The organism is Sphingomonas sandaracina, from assembly GCF_036663695.1.
Taxonomy (GTDB): Bacteria; Pseudomonadota; Alphaproteobacteria; order Sphingomonadales; family Sphingomonadaceae; genus Sphingomonas.
This window is the reverse complement of sequence record NZ_JAXOJK010000001.1, coordinates 595,770-616,488: the sequence shown is the minus strand read 5'-3', so window position 1 is coordinate 616,488 and position 20,719 is coordinate 595,770. Positions and strand designations below refer to the sequence as shown.

The following is a 20,719-nucleotide window of genomic DNA, read 5'->3' as shown; positions in this document are numbered from 1 at the left end:
GGGATAACGCGCGGGGCGCGCCACTTGCTCCCTGGGTCCGCGTCGGCGCTAACCTGCTACCAGTTCGCCCATCCACCGATCGAACATTTGCGGCCACAGCGACCCCGGCGAGCGCGGCGACAGGCGTGTACCGAAGCCGTGGCCGCCGCGCTGGAGGAAGTGCGCCTCGGTCGGGATGCCGGCGCGGCGCGCAGCGGCTAGCGTGTCGACGCTGTTGGCGACCGGCACGGTGTTGTCATCCTCGGCATGGACGAGGAAGAGCGCAGGCGCGCCAGGCTTCAACTGGCGATCGATCGCGTAGCGGGCCTGTACCGCCGGCAGCGGGTCGGGTCCGAGCAGGTTCGTCCGCGATCCGCCGTGGCTACGGCCCGGATCCATGTTGGAGACCGCATACATCAGACCGGCCCAGGCCGGGCGCGCGGAATGGCGATCGGCGGCATCGACCGGGCGGTAGGTCTTGAACTCGTGCAGGACAGCCAGCGAGCCGGCCAGATGTCCGCCGGCCGAGAAGCCCAGCACGCCCAATTTCTCCGCCCAGATGCCATAGGTCCGCGCGTTGGCGCGGATCAGCCGCATCGCCCGTTGCGCGTCGGCGAGCGGAACGTCGGCGCGGTCGGCCCAGCCTTCGCCCGGCAGGCGATAGCTCAGCACGAACGCAGTGATCCCGAACGCGTTCAGCACGCGCGCGACGTCGATCCCTTCGTTGCGCAGCGAGGTGATGGAATAGCCGCCCCCGGGCACGATCAGCACCGCGCGACCATCGGGACGGGCAGGGCGGAACACGCCGACCTCGGGACGCACGACGCCGCGCATCTGGAAGTCGCGATACCCATCCGGATAGCGCGGCATGCTCGGACGCGGGACCGGCAGCGGATTCGGCGCACCCTGCGGAATACCGGGCCACAGCGCGAATCTCTCCGCCGGTGGCCAGATCGGTACATCCGTCGCGCGAGGCTGGGCAGCCGTAAGCTGCGCACCGCTGCGCGCGAACGCGGGAAGCGCCAGCCCGGCGGCGAGGGGGAGGGTGAGCAGCGAACGGCGATCGAAGGTCATGGCCGGAATGCTAGACGATCCGACCGTGTTCGGGGAGGGGCGTGCGACGCGATCGGCGATTATTCGTACGCGTTCTCGAAGCCCTCAGAACACGGCGAGCGCCGCGTGGAGAGTAAGCGCGACGAGCATCAAACTCGACAGCACGAACACGAGGAAGCGGCCGCGAACGCGGTTGCTGGTTGCCTGCACGAGGCTGTGGGCGATCCGCAGTCCGACATACGCCCAGGCGATCCAAGCGTTGACGCCGTTGCCCGTACCGCTGAACGCCAGCACGGTGCAGACCGCGTAGAACAGCGTCGGCTGTTCCATCAGATGGTTGTAGTTGTGCGCCTTCCACTGGGCCTGTGGAGGCAGCGACCGGTCGGCATCCGCCGCCTGGGTACCGACGAGCTTGCCCATGTCGACGCCAGCCGCCTTCATCGCCGGCAGCCGCGTCGCGAGCATCCAGCCCAGCATCACGAGCGTCCACGCGATCAACACGACCATCGGTCGCAGGATGTCGCTGTGCATGAAAAAGCCTCCCCCGGTTATCCGGAGGAGGCTGCATCAATTGCGAGGGAGGAGCAACGATGCGGGCCATATACACTTGAAGCAAGGATACGGCCGCGATCGACCGACCGTCACCCTTCCTTGTTCTCCCGCGAAGGCGGGAGCCCAGTCTGGGTCCCCGCCTTCGCGGGGAAACATGCTACCTTTGCCTCCAAGGGACGAGGGTGGCGTGCTTCCGAGATGGCGACGGAGCGTCGTCAAGCCTCAGTCGAAGCTTGCGCCCCACTTGCGAACCGGACGGTCCTTCCAAAGCCCGCGATGATACGCGTCCGACGCCAGCAACGGCATGACCGAACCGGCTTCGGCGAACACCATCTGCTCGATGCCCGTGTTTACCTTGCCCCACGAAGCCGCCTCCTGCAGCGTCGAGGACGAGCATGCACCGTCGCGCACGTCGGCGACCGTGATCTGCACCGCATACTTGTGCACCTGGACGTCGTCATGGCCAAGGATCTCGGCGCAGACCACGGTGTCCTGGATGAAGTTCTTCGGCACGCCGCCGCCGATCATGAGAAGCCCGGTAGTGCCGGCCTTGATCTTGATCTCGGTGAGTTCGCGGAAGTCGGCGATCGCGTCGAGGACCATGTACGGCTTGCCCGCCTTCACCGCGTCGACCTGGTGCTTGACCAGACCGAAACCGGCCGACGAATCGACGAACGCCGGGCAGAAGATCGGCACGTCATGCTCATAAGCGAGCTTGACGAGGCTGTTCTCCTTCTTGCCGTGCTCGACGAGATACTTGCCCATCTCGCGGATGAACTCGCGGCTCGAATAGGCGCGCGGTTCGAGCGTCTCGGCGATCTCGAAGATCGTGTGGTCGACGTGCTGGAGCTCTTCCTCGTCGATATAGGTGTCGTAGATCCGGTCGATCATCAGCGAGCGCAGGACGTCGTCGTGCGGCACTTCGAGCGCCTGATAATGCTTGTGGCCGAGGCCCTCGAAGAAATCCATGTCGACGATCGTCGCGCCGGTCGCGACGATGCCGTCGATCATGTTGTTGCGCAGCAGCTCGGCATACAGGTCCATGCAACCGCCGGCGCTCGTCGAGCCAGCGATCACGAGGAAGATCGTGCAGTCCTTGTCGGCCAGCATCTGGTTGTAGATGTCGGTCGCACGGCCGAGGTCGCGGCTGGTGAACGACATCTTCTTCATCGCATCGACGATCGGCCGCGCGTCGAAGCTCTTGATGTCGATATGCTCGACGGTTGTGGAGAGGAGTTCCGCCTTGCGCTGCGCGTCGATGCGGGTGTCTTCGGTCATGTCTAATTTCTCCTGATCCCCCCTCCCGCCTGCGGGAGGGGGCTAGGGGGTGGGCGCGCGCTCACCGCAAACGCGCCGGATGTGGAAAACGCGCGCCCACCCCTCGGTCCCCTCCCGCTTGCGGGAGGGGAAGACGAAGAGCGAACGATTACTTGGTGTTGGTTACAGCTTGACGACGTTCGACGCGCGTTCCTGGAAACGTTCGTCGTACAGCGAGACCATCGGCTCGTCGGTGACGATCACCGTCTCGTCACAGCCGAACCCGTTGAACGCGGTCCGCATTGCCGAGCCATAGGCGCCGAGCATGCCGATCTCGATGTAATCGCCGGCCTTCGTGTCCGCGGGCAGCATGAACGGGCCGACCATGTAGTCCATGTCGTCGCACGTCGGACCATAGAAGCTGAACTCCATGTCCTTCGCACGGCTGTCCGGCTCGCGGAGCAGCTCGACCGGGAAACGCCAGCCGATATGCGCCGCATCGAACAGCGCGCCATACGCACCGTCGTTGATATACAGCTCGGTACCGCGACGCTTCTCGACGCGCACGATGATCGACGAATATTCCGCGCACAACGCCCGGCCCGGCTCGCACCACAGCTCGGACGAATAGCTGACCGGCAGCGATTCGAACGCACGGTGGATCGTCTCGAAGAAATGCTCGAGCGGCGGGGGCTCCATGCCGGGGTACGAAGACGGGAAGCCGCCGCCGACGTCGATGACGTCGACCGTGACCGCCGCATCGACGATCGCCGCACGGACGCGCTCCATCGCGTTCGAATAGGCCTCCGGGGTCATCGCCTGCGAACCGACATGGAAGCAGATGCCGAGCGCGTCCGCCGCCTGGCGAGCCGCGAACAGCAGTTCCTTCGACTCATGCGGCGCTGCACCGAACTTCGACGCGAGGCTCAGCTTCGAATGCTCCGACGACACGCGCAGACGCACGCACAGCGTCAGGTCGGTGGCTTCGCGCGTGGCGCGAACGACCTTGTCGAGCTCTTCGAGGCTGTCGAGGCTGAAAGTGCGGACGCCGTGCGTGAAATACGCCTCGGCAATCGCTTCCTCGGCCTTGACCGGGTGCATGAAGCACAAGGTTGCCTGTGGCAGCGTCCGTGCGACCAGGCGCACTTCGGCGATCGACGCCACGTCGTAATGCGTGATGCCGTTGTCCCACAGGATCTGCAGGAGTTCGGGAGACGGGTTCGCCTTCACCGCATACATCGAGCGACCCGGGAACTTCTCGACGAAGAACCGAGCGGCGCGCGCAGCGGCGTGCGGACGAACGAGCGTGACCGGATCAACCGGACGCCCTTTAGCGATGTCGATGCCGCTCCCGATGTGGGAGGTGTCGGCGGTCGAATGGGCTTTCGCTAACCCCAGCGCGATATGATGCTTGACCAATTCAAGGGACCTCCAATGTCCTGAGACAAATTACAAAAACACTGCCTTGCGGTTGGAAGTCCCATGGGGCAGCGGAAGCGCGATCTAGGGTTACGCGCCCCCCATGTAAATAGCGTTTGGCGGATAGGAGACGGTGTGTGACGATTTTGCGACAACCGACACGGGCGGGTGTCCGCGATGCGGCGGAGAAGATCGCCCGCATCCTCCCGCCGACGCCGCTGTTCGTCAGCGAAATCAAGGGTATACCGGTCGTTTTCAAGGCCGAATCGCTGCAACCGGTCGGTGCGTTCAAGATTCGCGGCGCGTGGCATCGGCTCACCGCATTGGACGAGGGTTCGCGCGCGCGCGGCGTCGTCGCGTTCTCGTCGGGTAATCATGCGCAGGGAGTCGCGTGGGCGGCGAAACGGCTCGGCATCTCGGCGACGATCGTGATGCCGTCGGACGCGCCGCGACTGAAGCGCGAGTCGACGCTGGCGCTCGGCGCGGAGGTGGTGACGTACGACCGCGCCACCGAAAGCCGCGAGACGATCGCCGCAGGACTTGCGGAGGCGCGCGGCGCGACCTTGGTGCCGAGCTTCGACGATCCGTGGATCATCGAGGGGCAGGGGAGTACCGGGATCGAAGCCGCGGCGCAGATGGCGGCGTTGGGCCTTGGCGTGCCGAGCCGCGTCGTGATCCCATGCGGCGGGGGCGGTCTGTCGGCAGGTATCGCGCTGGCCCTGAAGGACAGCGCGATAACTGTCGTCGAGCCCGAGGGCTGGGACGACATGCGCCGTTCTCTGGAGGCGTCCTGGATCGAACCCGTCGGTCCCAATCCACCGCCGACCGCGTGCGACTCGCTCCAGACCTTGCGCGTGTCGCAATTGACCTTCGACGTCCTCTCCCGGCGGGACGCGACCGGCGTCGCGGTCAGCGAACCGCAGATCGCAGCGGCACAACGCTGGGCGGCGGAGAAACTGCGGCTGGTGATCGAACCCGGCGGCGCGGTCGGGCTGGCTGCGGTGCTGGCCGGCAAGGTAAAGCTCGAACCGGAACTGCTCGTCATCCTGTCCGGCGGCAACGTCGACCTCGCCGCCTACGCCAAGGCGATGGCGGCATGAACGCCGCACTCACCTCGATCGCAGCCGCGGCACCGGCAATTGCGATGCTGGGCATGTTCGCCTGCCTGATCGGCGGCGTCGTGCTGATCGCAAAGAAGCGCGACCGCAGGAAAGGCATATTGATGCTGGTCATGGCCGCAGTGTTGCTAGCCAACGTAGCGATCTGGACCCTCTAACTCCCTCGCCCCTACGGGGAGAGGGAAGGGGCCCGCCGCGCTTGCGGTGGGAAGGGAGAGGGGAGTTGGGGAGCACCAGCCAATCCCAACTCCCCCTCATCCGACGCTGCCGCGCCACCTTCTCCCCGCGGGGGGAAGGATACCTCACCTGATCGGCGAGTTCGGGTCCAGTCGCATGTCGAGATACTTGTCCACCGACCCCATCAATTCCGGCATCTCATGCTCGAAGAAGTGGTTAGCCTTCGGGATCGTGTCGTGATGGATCGTGATATGCTTCTGTGTCCGCAGCTTATCCACCAGCTTCTGCGTAGCCCCCGGCGTCGCGACCTCGTCGGCCTCGCCCTGGATGATGATCCCGCTCGACGGGCACGGCGCCAGGAACGTGAAGTCGTACAGATTCGCCGGCGGTGCCACCGAGATAAACCCGCGGATCTCCGGACGGCGCATCAGCAACTGCATGCCGATCCAAGCACCGAAGCTGACGCCCGCGATCCAGGTCGTCTGCGCCTCGGGATGAAAGCTCTGAACCCAGTCGAGCGCGCTCGCCGCATCGCTAAGTTCGCCGACGCCGTTGTCGAACACGCCCTGGCTCTTGCCGACGCCGCGGAAATTGAATCGCAGGGTGGCGAACCCACGCCGCTGGAAGGTCTTGTAGAGCTGCTGCACGATCGCATTGTTCATCGTGCCGCCGGCCGAGGGATGCGGATGCAGGATCATCGCGACAGGTGCGCGGGGACGTGGGCCCGGCGCAAAACGACCTTCGAGACGGCCTTCGGGACCGGGAAAAATGACTTCTGGCATAGGCACTCGCGAGCTGGGATACGCACTCGGGTGGAGTGCCGGATGATCGACGCTATATAAGGATCGAGCCCCTTTTCGCAATTGGAACCGACCCTGGCCCGTACCGAAGCCCGCATCTACCTCGATCATGCCGCCACCACGCCGATGCGCCCCGAGGCCATCGCGGCGGTGGTGGAGGGCATGGCACGCTGGGCGAACCCCTCCTCGCCGCATGCCGAGGGCCGCGCGGCAAGGGCAGCGCTGGAGGATGCGCGGCGGCGTATCGCCAAGGCGCTGGACTGGCCGCATCATGTGATCCTGACGAGCGGCGCAAGCGAGTCCGCGGCGTTGGCGCTACGTGGGCGCCCCGGGGTTGCGGTGGCGGCGGTCGAGCATGATGCGGTCCTCCGTGCCACCGAGCAGCCGGTCATGCTGAACGTCGACGCAGGCGGTATCGTCATGAACGGGGAGGGCGCAACGACGATCGCGCTTCAGTCCGCGAACAGCGAAACCGGCGTCCTCCAAAATCGACCTACCGGTCTCTGGATAGCCGATTGCTCGCAGACCGCGGGAAAGTTCCCTCTCCCCGATGCCGACCTGATCATCGTCTCCGCGCACAAGCTCGGCGGTCCGCCCGGCATCGGCGCGCTGCTGGTCCGCGACCTCGGCATGCTCGACCCAACCGGCGGGCAGGAGCGAGGCTATCGTGGCGGCACCGAGAACCTCCCCGGTACGCTCGGGTTCGCCGCAGCGCTGGAGGCCCCCCGCGACTGGTTCGCGGCAATGGCCGATCTGCGCGATGAACTCGATGACGCCATCCTCGCTGGCGGCGGCGAAATCGTCGCGCAAAACTCCCCGCGCATCCCGACGATCGCCTCCTACCGCCTGCCCGGCGTCAGTTCCGCGGCGCAGTTGATCCGCCTCGACATGGCCGGGTTCGCTGTTTCGGCCGGCAGCGCGTGTTCGTCGGGCAGCATGCGCCCCAGCCACGTTCTCGCCGCGATGGGCTATACCACCGAAGCCGCCGCCGAAGTCGTCCGCGTCAGCTTCGGCTGGACCACGACGTCCGACGATGTCGCGCAGTTCGCCGAAGCGTGGACGCGGATCGCCCAAGACATACGGCGGGCCGCATGACCTATCTCGACTATCAGGCAACCACCCCGCTCGCGCCCGAAGCGCTCGCCGCGATGCTCCCTTGGCTCGAATCGCAACACGCCAATCCGCATTCCCCCCACCGCGAAGGCCGCCGCGCGAAGGCGGCCGTCGAGGTCGCCCGCGACCAGATCGCGGCGCTGCTGCCCCGCGGCGGCCGCGTCGCCTTCACCAGCGGCGCGACCGAAGCGCTGAACTGGGCGATCAAAGGCACGATCGGCCCGATCGTGACGCTCGCCACCGAACACGCGGCGGTGCTCGACACTGTCGCGGACGAAGCGAGGAGGGGGCGCCACGTCACGATCCTCCCAGTCGGCGCAGACGGCTTAAGTTTCGGCGCAGACGGTCTAGGTTGGCGCGACAGTCGACGTGCCGACAGTCAGCGCGACTCTTCTCCCCTCCCTGGAAGGGAGGGGTCGGGGGTGGGTCGGCTTCCGGATCATCGAACGTCGGCGGCAAACGCTGGCCAACCCACCCCCAGCCCCTCCCTTCCAGGGAGGGGGGAAGTTGAATGTCGATCCATGCTAGTCGACCCCGACACATCCTGCGCCGCGATCCTCCCCGGGACCGGCCTAGTCGCGGCAATGCTCGTCAACAACGAGATCGGCGTGATCCAACCGATCGCGCGACTTGCGGAGATGGCCCACGCGGCTGGCGCGCTGACGCTCTGCGACGCGGTGCAAGGCTATGGCCGCGTGCCCGTCCCCGATACCGTCGACCTGATCGCGATCTCGGCACACAAGATCCACGGCCCCAAAGGCATCGGCGCACTCTGGATACGCAACGGCGTCGACCTTGCCCCCCTGATGCACGGCGGCGGACAGGAAGCCCCCGGCCGTTCCGGCACACTCTCACCCGCCCTCTGCGCAGGGTTCGGCGTCGCAGCCCAACTCATGGCCGACCGCAAGGATCATGACGCCGCGCACATCGATCGCCTGTGGTCGCTCGCGCTGGATCGGCTCGGCCCCGGCTGGATGGTCAACGGCTCGACCGAACACCGCTATCACGGCAATCTTAACATCCGCCGAGAAGGCCTGGATGTGAACCGCCTGATGTCCGACCTGCGCGATATCGCCTTCTCCGCCGGCTCTGCCTGTGCGAGCGGATCGGGCCGATCCAGCCACGTCCTGCGCGCGATCGGCCTCACCGAACCGCAGGCACGCTCCAGCATCCGCCTCGGCTTCGGCCGCTACACGACCGAAACCGAACTGCGCGATGCCGTCGATGCGATCGTCTCGGCAGCCAAGGCGCAATGGCCATGATCGTCCGCTTCATTGCCCGCGACGGGACTGCCAGCAGCGTCGTCGCTAACGTCGGCGATCGCCTGCTCGACGTCGCGCAGGTCGATAACCAGCCACTCGAAGGCACCTGCGAAGGCCAGCTTGCTTGCGCCACCTGCCACGTCATCGTCGATGCCGCCGACTTCCCCAAACTCCCGGCCGCAAGCGAGGACGAGGAGGACATGCTCGATCTCGCCCACAACGCGACGCGCACCAGCCGGCTTGCCTGCCAGATCCGGCTGACCGACGCGCTCGACGGCTTGACCGTACGCATCCCCGGTTAGGTCGGCCCGGTTAGGTCGGCCCGGTTAGGTCGGTTCAGTTAGATCGGCCAAGGTAGGTCAACAAAGCTTACAGGAAGACAACGGCCGGTTCAGGGATCGTGCACCGCCAAACGCCGAAGATCCGCTCATCGCCTCAATGTACGAGGCCTCGAGAGGAGTACCGGACATGAAGATCATCGCAATGTTCGCCGCTGGCGCCTTGGCCGCGGGAACGGTGTTCGCCGCAGCGCCCGCCGACGCGCAACGCCACGGCTGGGACGGCCCCCGTGGTGGAGGCGGTTGGCACGATGACCGGGGATGGCGTGGCGGCAATCGCAATTGGCATGGCGACCGTGGCTGGCGGGGAGACCGTGGCTGGCGCGGCGATCGCGGCGGGTATCGCGGCGACCATGGCTATCGCGGCGGCGGCTACGGTTATCGCGGCCCGCGCGGCTACGGCCGGTCTCGCGTCGTCTGCCGGATCGAGCGCGGCTATTATGGGCCGGTCCGCCGCTGCTTCCGTCGCTGATACGGAACCGTAACGACCGCTCTTAGTTTTGTGACTGGGTTATCGGGCACCTCAAAACCCGAACCCAGCAGGAGAATTCCCATGAAGTTGTTTACCCTCGCCGCTGCCGGTCTCGTCGCACTCACCGGCCTCGCCCCCGTCGGCATCGCTGCCGAAGCTTCGGCGCAGCGCACCGTCGTTCACGAGCGGACCGTCGTGCGTCATAACGACAACCGCCCGGGCTACCGTCGCCATGTCGTCCGCACGCGCCAGGTCTGCCGCAACGTCTACCGCAACCACCACCGCCAGCGCGTCTGCCGCACGGTCCGCGTGCGCCGCTGATCCAGCGCCCGATCGAGATGCGGCAAGCTAACGCTTGATCATCCCGCCCGACCCCGCCATATGCGCCGCGGGAGTCGGGCGGACGTGGTCGTCGCCAACTTGGTCAGATCCGGAAGGAAGCAGCCACAACGACTCAGCTACGGGTCGTCCCGGCTCCCACCGCGAACATGTCGTTCCGACATGTGAGCGCGGCCAGCGGCGCAAAACGCCGTATGACGATGCGGCTAAGCCGCAGCGCACTTCTAATTTCCCTTATTCCACGGTCGCCCGGCAGAAACGCGAGAAACCGTGCTCGCTGTTCCCCAAACGTTCCAAATAACTGTCCTACCCCGCGTCGGTGTGGCATAAGTCGCGAATGCCTCGCCCACCCGCCGCAACAGGTCCCGCAAGACCACTGGCCCGCCTACCGGCTTGGCCAAGTGCAGAACGTTCCCAGCGTGTGAACTTTGTGAACTTCACTCCCCTTCGACAGCGCGCGTAGCACCCGCTATGACGACCGCAATGTCAGATTCCTTCGACCTGGGCGAACCCCTGCAGCCGGCCAAAGCGCCAGCCCAAAATGGGGACGTCGCCTACCGCGTCCTCGCGCGCAAATACCGACCGCAGACCTTTTCCGAGCTGATCGGGCAGGACGCGATGGTCCAGACGCTTGGCAACGCAATCAAGCGCGACCGGCTCGCCCACGCCTTCCTGATGACCGGCGTCCGCGGCGTCGGCAAGACGTCGACCGCACGCCTGATCGCCAAGGCGCTCAACTGCATCGGCCCCGACGGCCAGGGCGGCCCGACGATCGACCCCTGCGGCGTCTGCGAACCGTGCCGCGCGATCGCCGAGGGCCGCCATATCGACGTGATCGAGATGGACGCCGCGAGCCATACTGGCGTCGACGACGTCCGCGAGATCATCGACGCGTCGCGCTATTCGGCGGTCACCGCGCGCTTCAAGATCTACATCATCGACGAAGTCCACATGTTGTCGAAGAACGCGTTCAACGCGTTGCTGAAGACGCTGGAGGAGCCACCTCCCCATGTGAAATTCCTGTTCGCGACGACCGAAGTGAACAAGGTTCCGGTGACGGTGCTCTCGCGCTGTCAGCGGTTCGACCTGCGTCGCATCTCTGCCGAACAACTCGCCAAGCATTTCGCCTGGGTGTCGGGGGAGGAAGGCGTCGCCGCCGATCCTGAGGCGCTGATGCTGATCGCGCGTGCCGCGGAAGGTTCCGCGCGCGACGGCCTCTCGATCCTCGACCAGGCGATCGCACATGCCGGGCTCGAGGGCGGTGGCGTGACGGCCGACGCCGTGCGCCAGATGCTCGGTTTGTCCGATCGCGGCGCGGTGCGCGACCTGCTGACGTTGATCCTTGCAGGCGACGGGGCAGGGGCGCTTGCCTCGATGCGCCGTCAATATGATTACGGCGTCGACCCGCTGTCGGTGCTCCGCTCGCTGCTCGAGACGGTCCACGGCATCACGCTGACGAAGGTCGGCACGCCGCCGGATGCCGCGCAACCGATGGAGGAGCGCGCGGCGCGCGAGGAATGGGCGACGTCGCTCGGTCATCCCGCCCTCCACCGGTTGTGGCAGCTGTTCCTCAAGGGCCATGACGAGGTCGCGAAGGCCGCGTTGCCGATCGAGGCGGCGGAGATGGCGCTGCTGCGCGCGATCTACGCATCCACATTGCCCGACCCCGGCGAGTTGGCGCGTCAGATCGCCAGCGGCGCGGCTCCCTCGGCGGCACCGTCGTCACCGCCGCTGCCGCCGCCTGCGCCCCCGTCCGGCGAAGCGCCGCCCTGGAACGCGGGATCCGCTGCGAAGGTGCCCGAGCCGGTGGCGACCGGTCCGATCCTGCCGCCGACGTTCGAGGCGCTGGTCGACCTGCTCGACGAATCGGGCGGCCTCGCGATCGCCGCCCGCCTTCGTCACGGTGCGCGCGTCGTGAGCTATGCGCCGCCCGAATTCGTCCTCAGCGGCAGCCGCCCGGTTTCGGCCGACACGCTTGCCGAACTCAACACCTTGTTGAAGACGGTGACGCGGACGGCGTGGAAGGTGTCGATCGTCGATGCGCCCGGGCAGCCGACGCTGCGCGAGACGCAGGACGCTGGCGACGCCGCGGTGCGCCAGGCTATTCTCGAATCCCCCATCATGAAGGCCGCGGTGGCAGCGTTTCCCGACGCACAGCTCGAATCGTGGCCCGGCCAAAGGAGCAACGCATGAAGAATATCGATGAAATCCTCGCCATGGCGCAGAACGTCCAGACCGAGTTGGAAAAGGCGCAAGCCAATCTCGACACGATCGAGGTCGAGGGCGCGTCCGGCGGCGGTCTCGTCAAGGTGAAGGCATCCGCCAAGGGCCGCATCATCGGCATCGCGATCGACGATTCGCTCCTGCAGGTCAGCGAGAAGCAGATGCTCGAGGACCTGTTGACCGCGGCCTTCAACGACGCGCGAGCGAAGGCGGATGCGGTGTCGGGTACCGAGATGTCGAAGATGACCAGCGGCCTGCAACTTCCCCCCGGCTTCAAGCTGCCATTCTAACCATTTCGGGTTTGTTTCGGCGCGGGAACAATCGTTCTTCGGTCGGCGTTGCGCTCTCCAGTAATCAGGGAGAGTATCAATGGCCGAAGAGCGTATCGTCGAAACCCCGACCACCCACACCACGATCATCGAACGCCGCGGCGGCGGCAGCGGCATGCTGATCGGCATCGTCCTGCTCATCGCGGTACTGATCGGCGGCTATTACCTGTTCAGCCGCCAGGGCGCACAAAACGGCAAGGACGCCGCGATCACGTCGGCCGCAAAAAGCGTCGGCAGCGCCGCCGACAAGGCCGGCGACGCGGTCGAGAAGTCGACACAGTAATCGCTACGTGTCCCGTCAGGGCGAGGGGCCAAACCGGGCTCCAGCCTTGACGGGAGTACCCGTAGTGGGTGGCACAGAGAGTAGGGAAGGGGGCGTCCCTTACCGCAAACAGCTGTCCAGTCCGTCGTTACGCACGGTCGAAACCCGCCGTGACAATGTATTACCGTGCCGCCTCACGAAGCCATGCGGATCGATCGCCGCCCGTTTTTTCGGCAACGGCAACACGGCAGCAATCCGGCCCGCCTCGGTCGGCGACAGTCTCGACGCGTCGTGATTGAAATACCGGATAGCCCCGGCATTGACCCCATATGTTCCGATCCCGGTCTCGGCGATGTTGAGATACACCTCCATGATCCGCCGCTTCGGCCACAGCGCCTCGATCAGCACCGTGAAATACGCCTCGAACAGCTTCCGAACATAGCCGCCGCCCTGGAACAAGAACGCATTCTTGGCGGTCTGCTGGCTGATCGTCGAGCCGCCGCGGATACGCCCGCCCTGCGCGTTGCGCGCCGCCGCCCCCGCCATCGCCTTGAAATCGAAACCGTGATGCGAACAGAACCGCGAATCCTCGCCGGCGATCGCCGCGCGCGCCATGTCTGGGTCCATCTCGGATAACGGCATCCAGTCCTTCGTCACGCCGTGGCCGTTGATGACGTCGCCCATCATCGTCCAGGTGAACGGTACGGGCACGAAGCGGTACAGTCCCACCCAGGCGACCGTGATCAGCACGAACATGAAGACGATCTTGGCGAAGATGCGGAGGAAGCCCATCGGGGTTCCTTATGCGATCGTTGCGGCCTCGCCAATGACCGCGTGTGCCGCCGTTACGCCGGTTTCATATGCGCCGTGCGCGGTCGAAAAGTCGAACGTGTGGCACGCCTCGCCAGCGAAGTGGATGCGACCCTCGACCGGTGCGGCGAGAACCGCGCGTTGCCCTGCTCGCCCGATGCGTGCGTGACTGTAACTGCCACCGATATAAGGTTCATGCCGCCAACGGGTAGCGGTCAGCGGCGTGAAGCGCCTGCGCCAGTCGCTGCCGAGCAGCCCCACGAGCTCGTCGATCGCGAACTGCGCGGCGTCGCCGTCCTCCAGCATTTCCGCGCAGTCGCCGCCGAAGAAGCTCTCGACGATCGGCCAGCCGAACGGCGACAGGCGGTGGCTGGCGGTGCAGGCGCTGTACAGGTTACCGATCAAGTGCGCGTTGGTCGGCCATTCGGGTCGGTCGACATGAAGAAATACTTTGTCGGCGAGCCCGAGCGGGAGATCGGCGGCGGCGGCGTGCTTGTCGGGGAGCGGCGGGTCGAACACGATCTGCGACTTCGCGAGGACGGTCGTGGGGACGCAGACGATGACGCGGTCCGCCTCGATGGTGCCGGCAGGGGTGTCGAGTTTGAGGACGCGGCCGCTGTGATCGATGCGCGTCACGGGTGTCGACAGGCGGAAATTCAGGCCGGCGGCGTGGCTGGCGACCAGCGTTCCATAGCCCTCTTTCACGGTCCAGTTGTCGTCGGTCGAGGCTTCTTCGTACGCCGCCCAGTCGTGCAGGGAGACCTAGCTGAGGTTCGCGCCGTTGGCATAGCCGGAGATCGCGTCGATCTTCGGGCGCCATTTGTCGTGGGTGTCGATGAAGTCGGAAAGGGGGCGGTCTGGGCCGTCCAGCGCCGCCAGCGCGCGCTCGTTCCAGTCTTGGTAGGCGGAGGACGAGGACGCTTGGTCCTCCGACGAGAAACCGAGGTCGCGCCACTGGGTGCGCCAGTTCGCGTCGGAGCAGTCGACAGTGAAGCCGGTGGCCTCTGCTATCGACGTCCAGGGATTGCGCCTGGCGGAATGTAGCCAGCCGCAACCGGCGTCGACATGGTCCCCCGCGAAGGCGGGGGTCCAGTCTGGGCCCCCGCCTTCGCGGGGGAACAAGGATGCGAGGGCTAGGCTCTTGGCTCGGCCACCTAAGCGGCCACTGGCCTCGACTAGCAGGACATCGCGCCCAGCACCGTGCAGCGTCCGTGCCGCCGCGATACCGGCCGCACCGCCGCCGATGACGACGGTGCGCGCCAAGTTAAGCCGCCAGCAGGCGCTTCTCGCCGGCGATCCGCATCATTGCCTTTTGCAGCTTCTCGAACGCACGCACCTCGATCTGACGCACACGCTCGCGCGATACGCCGTAGACCTGCGACAATTCCTCGAGCGTCTTGGGGTCATCGGTCAGGCGACGCTCGGTCAGGATGTGCTGCTCACGCTCGTTGAGGTCGTCCATCGCCGACACCAGCATGGAGTGGCGTACGTCCGCCTCCTGCGCGTCAGCGACGATCTTGTCCTGCAACGGTGCGTCGTCCTGAAGCCAATCCTGCCACTGACCCTCGCCGTCCTCACGCATCGGCACATTGAGGGACGTATCGCCGCCCATCGCCATGCGACGGTTCATGCTGACGACGTCGGTTTCTGCAACACCCAGATCGGTAGCAATCTTGGTGACGTGCTCGGGACGCAGATCGCCGTCCTCGAACGCGTCGAGACGGCTCTTCATACGGCGCAGGTTGAAGAACAGCTTCTTCTGCGCCGCGGTGGTGCCCATCTTCACGAGGCTCCACGAGCGCAGGATGTACTCCTGGATCGAGGCGCGGATCCACCACATCGCATAGGTGGCGAGGCGGAAGCCGCGCTCGGGCTCGAACTTCTTCACGCCTTGCATGAGGCCGATGTTGCCTTCGGAGATCAGCTCCGACGTCGGCAAGCCATAGCCCCGATAGCCCATCGCGATCTTCGCAACGAGGCGGAGATGCGAGGTCACCAGCTGTGCCGCAGCCTCGGTATCGCCATGCTCCTGGAAGCGCTTGGCGAGCATGTATTCCTGCTCGGGCTTCAGCAGCGGGAATTTCTTGATCTCGGCGAGATAGCGATTGAGACCCGCCTCGCTGCCGAGCGCAGGTATCGTCGCTGGAACGTTGGAGCGGGCTGCCATGGTCGTAATCCCTTTCTGCTGACCCCGATTGCCGCACTGCGGCCCCCGGTTGCCGCGTTGCGGCATGGTGTCGATTATCTATACGTGAAGTTGGGTGAACAGTTCCTGCATGTCCGCTGGCATTTCGCTTTCGAACGCCAAAGCGACGCTTTTCACCGGATGGATGAACCCCAGATGCGCCGCGTGCAAGGCTTGCCGGCGGAAACCGAGCGTTTCGAGCAGCGACTTCTGAGCTTGCTTTGTTCTACCATAGACCGGGTCCCCCAACAAGGCGTGGCCGATCGAGGCCATGTGCACGCGCACCTGATGCGTGCGCCCGGTCTCGAGCCGGCACTCGATCAACGCCGCGTCGCGCAATGTCTTTATAGTCGAGAAATGTGTCACCGCGCGCTTGCCACCTTCAACGATCGCAATCTTCTTGCGGTTCTGCGGACTGCGCGCGAGCGGCGCGTTGACGGTTCCGCTTGGTGGCCGTGGGATACCACCGACGATCGCCCTGTAGCGGCGGTCGATACTGTGATCATGGAACTGCTTTGCCAAGCCTTCGTGCGCACGGTCGGTCTTGGCGGCGATCATCAGCCCCGACGTGTCCTTGTCGATGCGGTGGACGATGCCGGGCCGCGCGACGCCGCCGATACCCGACAGATTGCCGGCGCAGTGGTGCAATAGGGCGTTGACGAGAGTGCCGTCGAAATTGCCCGCGGCGGGGTGAACCACCAGGCCGGCGGGCTTGTCGATCACGATCAGGTCGTCGTCTTCGTACGCAACGACCAGCGGTATGTCCTGCGCTTCATTGTGCAGCGGGGTCGGCGGTGGGATCGCAACCGCGAACATCTGGCCCGCAGTCGCCTTCTTCGCCGAATCGCGCCATGCCTTTCCCGCAAGCGTTACCTGGCCTGCAGCGATCAGGGCCTTCAGTCGCTCACGCGACATCTCCGGCAGCACTTCGGCGAGCGCGCGATCAAGCCGCCAGCCATCCGTGGCCGGCGTGATCGATGCTTCGACGATGGAAACCCCCCGGTCCATGTCGTAGCGATGTGGCGATGAGCGTCATGATTTCAAGCGAATTGCTGCGGCGATTGCTAGCCGAGGCCGGGGCTTCGCCGAAAGCCGAGGTTTGTGGGCTGTTGTATGGCGTGGCGGGGCGGATCGAGGTGGCCGAGCCGTGTCCGAACGTTGCGCCCGACCCGGCGCGGGCGTTCGAAATTGATCCGGCGGCGTTGTTCGCGGCGCATCGACGGGCGCGGGGAGGGGCGGCGGCGGTGATCGGCCATTATCATTCCCACCCGTCGGGTTTGCCGATCCCGTCCCCTCGGGATGCGGCGCAGGCGATGGGCGATGGGGCGATCTGGGTCATCCTCGGCGTCGGGATGGCGCGGGCCTGGCGATCGGTCGAGGCAGGCGCGTTCGTCGAAGACGCGATCGAACTTTGCCAATAGTGTCTGGGTATTGGTACTTTCTGGTAAGAAAGGTCGAGGACGCTTCGTCATCCTCGACCCAACAGAAGAAGATGGCATTGCGCGCGGTCGCCGAGGCCGCCACAAGACGCTCCAGAATTAGGGGATTTTCATGACGGTCAGTCCGGTCGATTTTGCGAGCCTGCTCTGTTCCCGGTTGTGCCACGACCTGCTGTCGCCGGTCGGTGCCCTCAACAACGGGCTCGAACTGCTCGCCGACGAAACCGATCCGGCGATGCGCGAGCGATGCATGGAACTGCTACACGACAGCGCCCGTGCGTCGGCCAGCAAGCTGAAATTCTTTCGCCTCGCCTTCGGCGCAGCCGGTGGCTTTGGCGAATCCGTCGACACGCACGAGGCGCGCAGTGCGATCGAGGGACTGGTCGCCGAGAACAAGCGGATAACCTTCGTTTGGGGCGTCGAGACGTCGGCGATGCCCAAGTCTGCGGTCAAGGTGCTGTTGAACCTTGTGCTAGTAGCGACCGAATCGCTCGTGCGCGGCGGCAAGATGGAGGTCGGCGCCGAGGAGAATGACGGTCAGCTCGAGATCGTCGTGAAGATCGAAGGTGCCAAGATCGTGCTCGATCCGGAAATCCGTCGGACACTGGTAGAAGGCGAAGGCCAGAACAGCGTCACGCCGCGTGCGGCGGCGGCCTATCTGATCAACACTCTCGTCCAGGAGGCGGGCGGCACGGTGATCATGTCCGAGCCGGCCGACGGGATCATGATATTCGGGGCCGTCTTCGACGCGCGCTGACGCGCCCACAGCGTCGTCGACACTAACGTGCCCTTAACCTCCGCAAGGCATGACAGTGCCTGAAACGCGGGGCGTGCATGGACGATTTGTTAGAGGAATTCATTGCCGAGACGCGTGAAACGCTGGAGGCTATCTCCGGCGAGATCGTCGCTTGGGAATCCGACCCTGCCGATCGCGCCCGGCTCGATTCGATCTTTCGGTTCGTCCACACCGTCAAGGGCAGCTGCGGGTTCCTCGATCTGCCACGCCTCGGCCGGCTGAGCCACGCTGCCGAGGACGTTTTGGCGGCGGTTCGGGATGGTTCACGCGTACCCGACACGGCGATGGTCAACGCGGTACTTGCGATCATCGATCGGATCAGCGAACTCGTCGAGGCAATCGATGCGGGCGTGTCGCTGGACGACACTAGCGAGAGCCTGCTGATCGCCGCGCTGGCGCCGGACGCGAAACCGCAGGTCCCGGTTAGCAGCGTCCCGCAAAGCCGCGCCGTGAGCCGGAGCGTCCGGCTGAACGTCGATCTGCTCGACCATATGATGAGCGGCATGTCCGAGATGGTGCTGGCGCGCAACGAGCTCGCCCGGCGGCTCCGCGACAGCGACAGCGTCGATCCGCAGGTCGAGGCCGCACTCGAGCGACTCTCGCTGACGGTCGCTGATATGCGCGATACCGTGACCCGGACGCGCATGCAGAAGGTTGACGCGCTGTTTTCCGCCTTGCCGCGAATGGTTCGCGATACGAGCGCGGAACTGGGCAAAGCCGTCCATCTCGTGATCGAAGGCGCAGACGTCGAGCTCGACCGCGAGATGATCGAATTGATGCGCGATCCGCTGGTCCACATCATCCGCAACGCCATCGATCACGGTATCGAAGTGCCGGCGCTGCGCCGCGCTGCGGGCAAGTCGGAGACCGGCCGGCTGGTCGTGTCGGCGCGCCAGTCCGGCAACCAGATCTTGATCGAGATCGCCGACGACGGACGGGGCGTCGACGTCGCCGGGATCGTTGCGAAAGCCGAGCAGCTGAAGCTGCATTCGGCAGCCGAACTGGCGGCGATGAGCGACGCGGCCAAGCTCGAGCTGATCTTCGCCGCCGGACTGTCGAGCCGCGACGAAGTCAGTGCCATTTCGGGTCGGGGTGTAGGGATGGATGTGGTCCGCTCGAACATCGAGCAGATCGGCGGCCGGATCGTGTTGACGAACGATCCGGGCAACGGGCTGCGTATTGTCGTCCATGTGCCGCTGACCCTGTCGATCCTGTCGACGATCGTCATCGGAGTCGGCACGCAACGGTTCGCGATCGCGCGCCAGTCGATCGAGGAGATCGTGACGGTCCGTGGCGACCAGGTGCGGATCGAGACGATCGGCGACGCCAGCGCTGCGACGGTGCGAGGGCGTCGCATGCCGATGGTGTCGCTCGCGCCGTTGTTTGGGCTTGGCTCGGGACCACCGCCGACTCTGGTGATCGTTTCCACGCGCGAGGGCGGCTATGCGCTCGGCGTCGACAGCGTCCTCGACACCGAAGAACTGGTCGTGAAGCCTGCCTCGCCCGCCGTGATGGCGACAGGCGTTTATGCGGGCAAGACGCTGCCCGACAACGGCTTGCCCATGCTGCTACTCGACGCATCGGGTATCGCCGCGGTCGCAGGCTTGCGGTTCGCGCCGGTCGTGGTGCATGCGGCGGCGGAAGAAAACGTCGTTCCGGGTATTCCAGCATTGCTGTTCGACGATCTGGACGGACAGCGACGGGCTATTGCACTGGCGGTAATCGACCGCGTCGAAGCGGTGCCGGTGGAGGCGATCCGTTGGAGCGCAGGCGCGATGCGGTTGTCGATCGGCGATGCCCTCATTCCACTGTATTCGGTCGGCGAACTCGGCAATCGCACCGAAGTCTCTGTGCTGAGGCTCACCGATGGCGACGGCGAAATGGCGTACGCGATCGCCGACGCGATCGAGATCGTTGAGTTACCGTCGGAGATCGCTCCCGCACGGCAGGCTGTTTCCGGGGGCGGTGGGGCTATCGCTGGCGTCGTGCTGATCGCCGGCGAGCCGGTCGAACTGGTGGATCCGCATGCATTGTTCGCAGGCCAGCCGATGAAGCTTGCGGCGCCGCCGGTCTGTCTGTTGCAGGTCGATGGGTCGGGCTGGATGGAGACGTTCCTCAAGCCAGCGCTCGAGGCGTCCGGGTATCGCTGCGTCACCGCCCTTGCGGCGGGGGAAACGGCGGCGGTAACGTTGGCGATGGAGGATGCGCCGGTCAGAGAGACCGTTGCGCCGGTCGTTATACTCCGCCGTTTTCGCAACGTCGATGGCGAGGACGACGGCAGCATCTATCGGTACGATCGGCCTGCGCTGATCGCAGCGATCGCGGCTCGGAGGGCGCAGTGACGGATCTGTTTCTGGTAGCGCACATCGCGGGCCGTGGGGTCGCGATCGATGCGGCGCAGGTCGATTCGGTTGTCGACATAGGCGAGGTCGTCGCAGTGCCACGGGCCGACGCGTTCGTTCGCGGGCTCGCTGCGCTGCGCAGTCGGGTCGTGACTGTCATCGATACCGGCACCGCTCTCGGTCTGGCGCCGACGCCCGATACGGCACGTCGCGCCGTGATCACCATGGTCGAGGGGCATCACTACGCAATCCTGGTCGACTCGGTCGAGGATGTTGCGCCCTTTGAGCGCTTATCGCTGTCGTCGGGGCTCGCGTTGCAGCACGGCTGGGCGGCGGCGGGAACGGGAACCGTCGATCATCACGGCGAGCCGCTGCTAATTATCAATCTCGCCGCGCTTGTTCCTGCGTCCGTGCCGGCTGCGTGACCCGGTTTGATGTCGGAAAATCGGCACTG

The 20,719-nt window shown here is 65.5% G+C and carries 24 protein-coding genes and 1 other RNA gene; 15 read left to right on the top strand and 10 right to left on the bottom strand.

Annotated features, from left to right (window positions below; translation table 11 throughout):
• Nucleotides 1–48: 48 nt before the first annotated feature.
• The 4 genes from U1707_RS02685 to U1707_RS02670 form a co-directional block, all read right to left on the bottom strand.
• On the bottom strand, nt 49–1,053 hold the full coding sequence (locus U1707_RS02685; RefSeq protein ID WP_332798580.1) for an alpha/beta hydrolase: 1,005 nt from the start codon (nt 1,051–1,053) through the stop codon (nt 49–51).
• An 84-nt stretch (nt 1,054–1,137) separates the two neighbouring features.
• Entirely contained in the window at nt 1,138–1,563 is a 426-nt protein-coding gene (locus U1707_RS02680) for an MAPEG family protein (protein WP_332798579.1), read from the bottom strand.
• Nucleotides 1,564–1,806: 243 nt separating this feature from the next.
• On the bottom strand, nt 1,807–2,862 hold the full coding sequence (locus tag U1707_RS02675) for a 1,9-bis(guanidino)-5-aza-nonane synthase (protein WP_332798578.1): 1,056 nt from the start codon (nt 2,860–2,862) through the stop codon (nt 1,807–1,809).
• Nucleotides 2,863–3,024: 162 nt separating this feature from the next.
• Nucleotides 3,025–4,260 (bottom strand): type III PLP-dependent enzyme, encoded by a 1,236-nt coding sequence (locus U1707_RS02670; protein WP_332798577.1) that lies wholly within the window; start codon nt 4,258–4,260, stop codon nt 3,025–3,027.
• 137 nt (nt 4,261–4,397) lie between these two features.
• Here U1707_RS02670 and U1707_RS02665 point away from each other — a divergent pair, with 137 nt between their 5' ends.
• Nucleotides 4,398–5,360 carry a threonine ammonia-lyase gene (locus U1707_RS02665; RefSeq protein ID WP_332798576.1) on the top strand — a complete coding sequence of 321 codons (963 nt, stop codon included), beginning with the start codon at nt 4,398–4,400 and terminating at the stop codon, nt 5,358–5,360.
• The gene (locus U1707_RS02660) at nt 5,357–5,536 is read left to right on the top strand and encodes a hypothetical protein (RefSeq protein WP_332798575.1); all 180 of its coding nucleotides are present in this window, start codon (nt 5,357–5,359) and stop codon (nt 5,534–5,536) included. Before U1707_RS02665 ends, U1707_RS02660 begins: the two co-directional genes overlap by 4 nt.
• Nucleotides 5,537–5,680: 144 nt before the next feature.
• Here U1707_RS02660 and U1707_RS02655 read toward each other — a convergent pair whose 3' ends face one another.
• A complete protein-coding gene (locus tag U1707_RS02655; RefSeq protein ID WP_056048342.1) occupies nt 5,681–6,337 on the bottom strand; it encodes an alpha/beta hydrolase in 657 nt (218 codons plus the stop codon).
• Nucleotides 6,338–6,418: 81 nt separating this feature from the next.
• On the opposite strand from U1707_RS02655, the gene U1707_RS02650 reads away from it, so the two are divergent.
• From U1707_RS02650 to U1707_RS02610, 9 genes are all read left to right on the top strand, one after another.
• A complete protein-coding gene (locus tag U1707_RS02650) occupies nt 6,419–7,450 on the top strand; it encodes a cysteine desulfurase family protein (protein ID WP_332798574.1) in 1,032 nt (343 codons plus the stop codon).
• On the top strand, nt 7,447–8,730 hold the full coding sequence (locus tag U1707_RS02645) for a cysteine desulfurase family protein (protein ID WP_332798573.1): 1,284 nt from the start codon (nt 7,447–7,449) through the stop codon (nt 8,728–8,730). The genes U1707_RS02650 and U1707_RS02645 overlap by 4 nt, the downstream gene beginning before the upstream one ends.
• The gene (locus U1707_RS02640) at nt 8,727–9,032 is read left to right on the top strand and encodes a 2Fe-2S iron-sulfur cluster-binding protein (protein WP_332798572.1); all 306 of its coding nucleotides are present in this window, start codon (nt 8,727–8,729) and stop codon (nt 9,030–9,032) included. The genes U1707_RS02645 and U1707_RS02640 overlap by 4 nt, the downstream gene beginning before the upstream one ends.
• A 166-nt stretch (nt 9,033–9,198) precedes the next feature.
• A complete protein-coding gene (locus tag U1707_RS02635; protein WP_332798571.1) occupies nt 9,199–9,540 on the top strand; it encodes a hypothetical protein in 342 nt (113 codons plus the stop codon).
• 81 nt (nt 9,541–9,621) lie between these two features.
• Entirely contained in the window at nt 9,622–9,861 is a 240-nt protein-coding gene (locus U1707_RS02630) for a hypothetical protein (protein WP_332747011.1), read from the top strand.
• A gap of 68 nt (nt 9,862–9,929) precedes the next feature.
• Nucleotides 9,930–10,023, top strand: an RNA gene (ffs, locus tag U1707_RS02625) — signal recognition particle sRNA small type.
• Nucleotides 10,024–10,362: 339 nt separating this feature from the next.
• Entirely contained in the window at nt 10,363–12,072 is a 1,710-nt protein-coding gene (locus U1707_RS02620) for a DNA polymerase III subunit gamma/tau (protein WP_332798570.1), read from the top strand.
• Nucleotides 12,069–12,392, top strand: a complete 324-nt coding sequence (locus U1707_RS02615) for a YbaB/EbfC family nucleoid-associated protein (protein WP_332798569.1) — start codon at nt 12,069–12,071, stop codon at nt 12,390–12,392. Before U1707_RS02620 ends, U1707_RS02615 begins: the two co-directional genes overlap by 4 nt.
• Nucleotides 12,393–12,471: 79 nt before the next feature.
• The gene (locus U1707_RS02610; RefSeq protein ID WP_332798568.1) at nt 12,472–12,714 is read left to right on the top strand and encodes a hypothetical protein; all 243 of its coding nucleotides are present in this window, start codon (nt 12,472–12,474) and stop codon (nt 12,712–12,714) included.
• 99 nt (nt 12,715–12,813) lie between these two features.
• On the opposite strand, the gene mtgA is transcribed toward U1707_RS02610, so the two are convergent.
• The 5 genes from mtgA to U1707_RS02585 all read right to left on the bottom strand — a co-directional run bounded on the left by mtgA (nt 12,814) and on the right by U1707_RS02585 (nt 16,696).
• Nucleotides 12,814–13,485 (bottom strand): monofunctional biosynthetic peptidoglycan transglycosylase, encoded by a 672-nt coding sequence (mtgA, locus tag U1707_RS02605; RefSeq protein ID WP_332798567.1) that lies wholly within the window; start codon nt 13,483–13,485, stop codon nt 12,814–12,816.
• Nucleotides 13,486–13,494: 9 nt separating this feature from the next.
• Entirely contained in the window at nt 13,495–14,259 is a 765-nt protein-coding gene (locus tag U1707_RS02600) for a flavin monoamine oxidase family protein (RefSeq protein ID WP_332799039.1), read from the bottom strand.
• Nucleotides 14,260–14,265: 6 nt separating this feature from the next.
• Nucleotides 14,266–14,766 carry an FAD-dependent oxidoreductase gene (locus tag U1707_RS02595; protein ID WP_332798566.1) on the bottom strand — a complete coding sequence of 167 codons (501 nt, stop codon included), beginning with the start codon at nt 14,764–14,766 and terminating at the stop codon, nt 14,266–14,268.
• A 1-nt stretch (nt 14,767) separates the two neighbouring features.
• Nucleotides 14,768–15,670: an RNA polymerase sigma factor RpoH gene (rpoH, locus tag U1707_RS02590; RefSeq protein ID WP_056048373.1), complete on the bottom strand. Its 903-nt coding sequence runs from the start codon at nt 15,668–15,670 to the stop codon at nt 14,768–14,770.
• A gap of 78 nt (nt 15,671–15,748) precedes the next feature.
• On the bottom strand, nt 15,749–16,696 hold the full coding sequence (locus tag U1707_RS02585) for an RluA family pseudouridine synthase (protein WP_332798565.1): 948 nt from the start codon (nt 16,694–16,696) through the stop codon (nt 15,749–15,751).
• Between the two features lie 17 nt (nt 16,697–16,713).
• Here U1707_RS02585 and U1707_RS02580 point away from each other — a divergent pair, with 17 nt between their 5' ends.
• The 4 genes from U1707_RS02580 to U1707_RS02565 all read left to right on the top strand — a co-directional run bounded on the left by U1707_RS02580 (nt 16,714) and on the right by U1707_RS02565 (nt 20,690).
• Nucleotides 16,714–17,109: a M67 family metallopeptidase gene (locus U1707_RS02580; RefSeq protein WP_332798564.1), complete on the top strand. Its 396-nt coding sequence runs from the start codon at nt 16,714–16,716 to the stop codon at nt 17,107–17,109.
• Nucleotides 17,110–17,239: 130 nt separating this feature from the next.
• Entirely contained in the window at nt 17,240–17,884 is a 645-nt protein-coding gene (locus U1707_RS02575; protein WP_332798563.1) for a histidine phosphotransferase family protein, read from the top strand.
• A 77-nt stretch (nt 17,885–17,961) separates the two neighbouring features.
• A complete protein-coding gene (locus U1707_RS02570) occupies nt 17,962–20,265 on the top strand; it encodes a chemotaxis protein CheA (RefSeq protein WP_332798562.1) in 2,304 nt (767 codons plus the stop codon).
• The gene (locus U1707_RS02565) at nt 20,262–20,690 is read left to right on the top strand and encodes a chemotaxis protein CheW (protein WP_332798561.1); all 429 of its coding nucleotides are present in this window, start codon (nt 20,262–20,264) and stop codon (nt 20,688–20,690) included. Before U1707_RS02570 ends, U1707_RS02565 begins: the two co-directional genes overlap by 4 nt.
• Nucleotides 20,691–20,719: the final 29 nt, after the last annotated feature.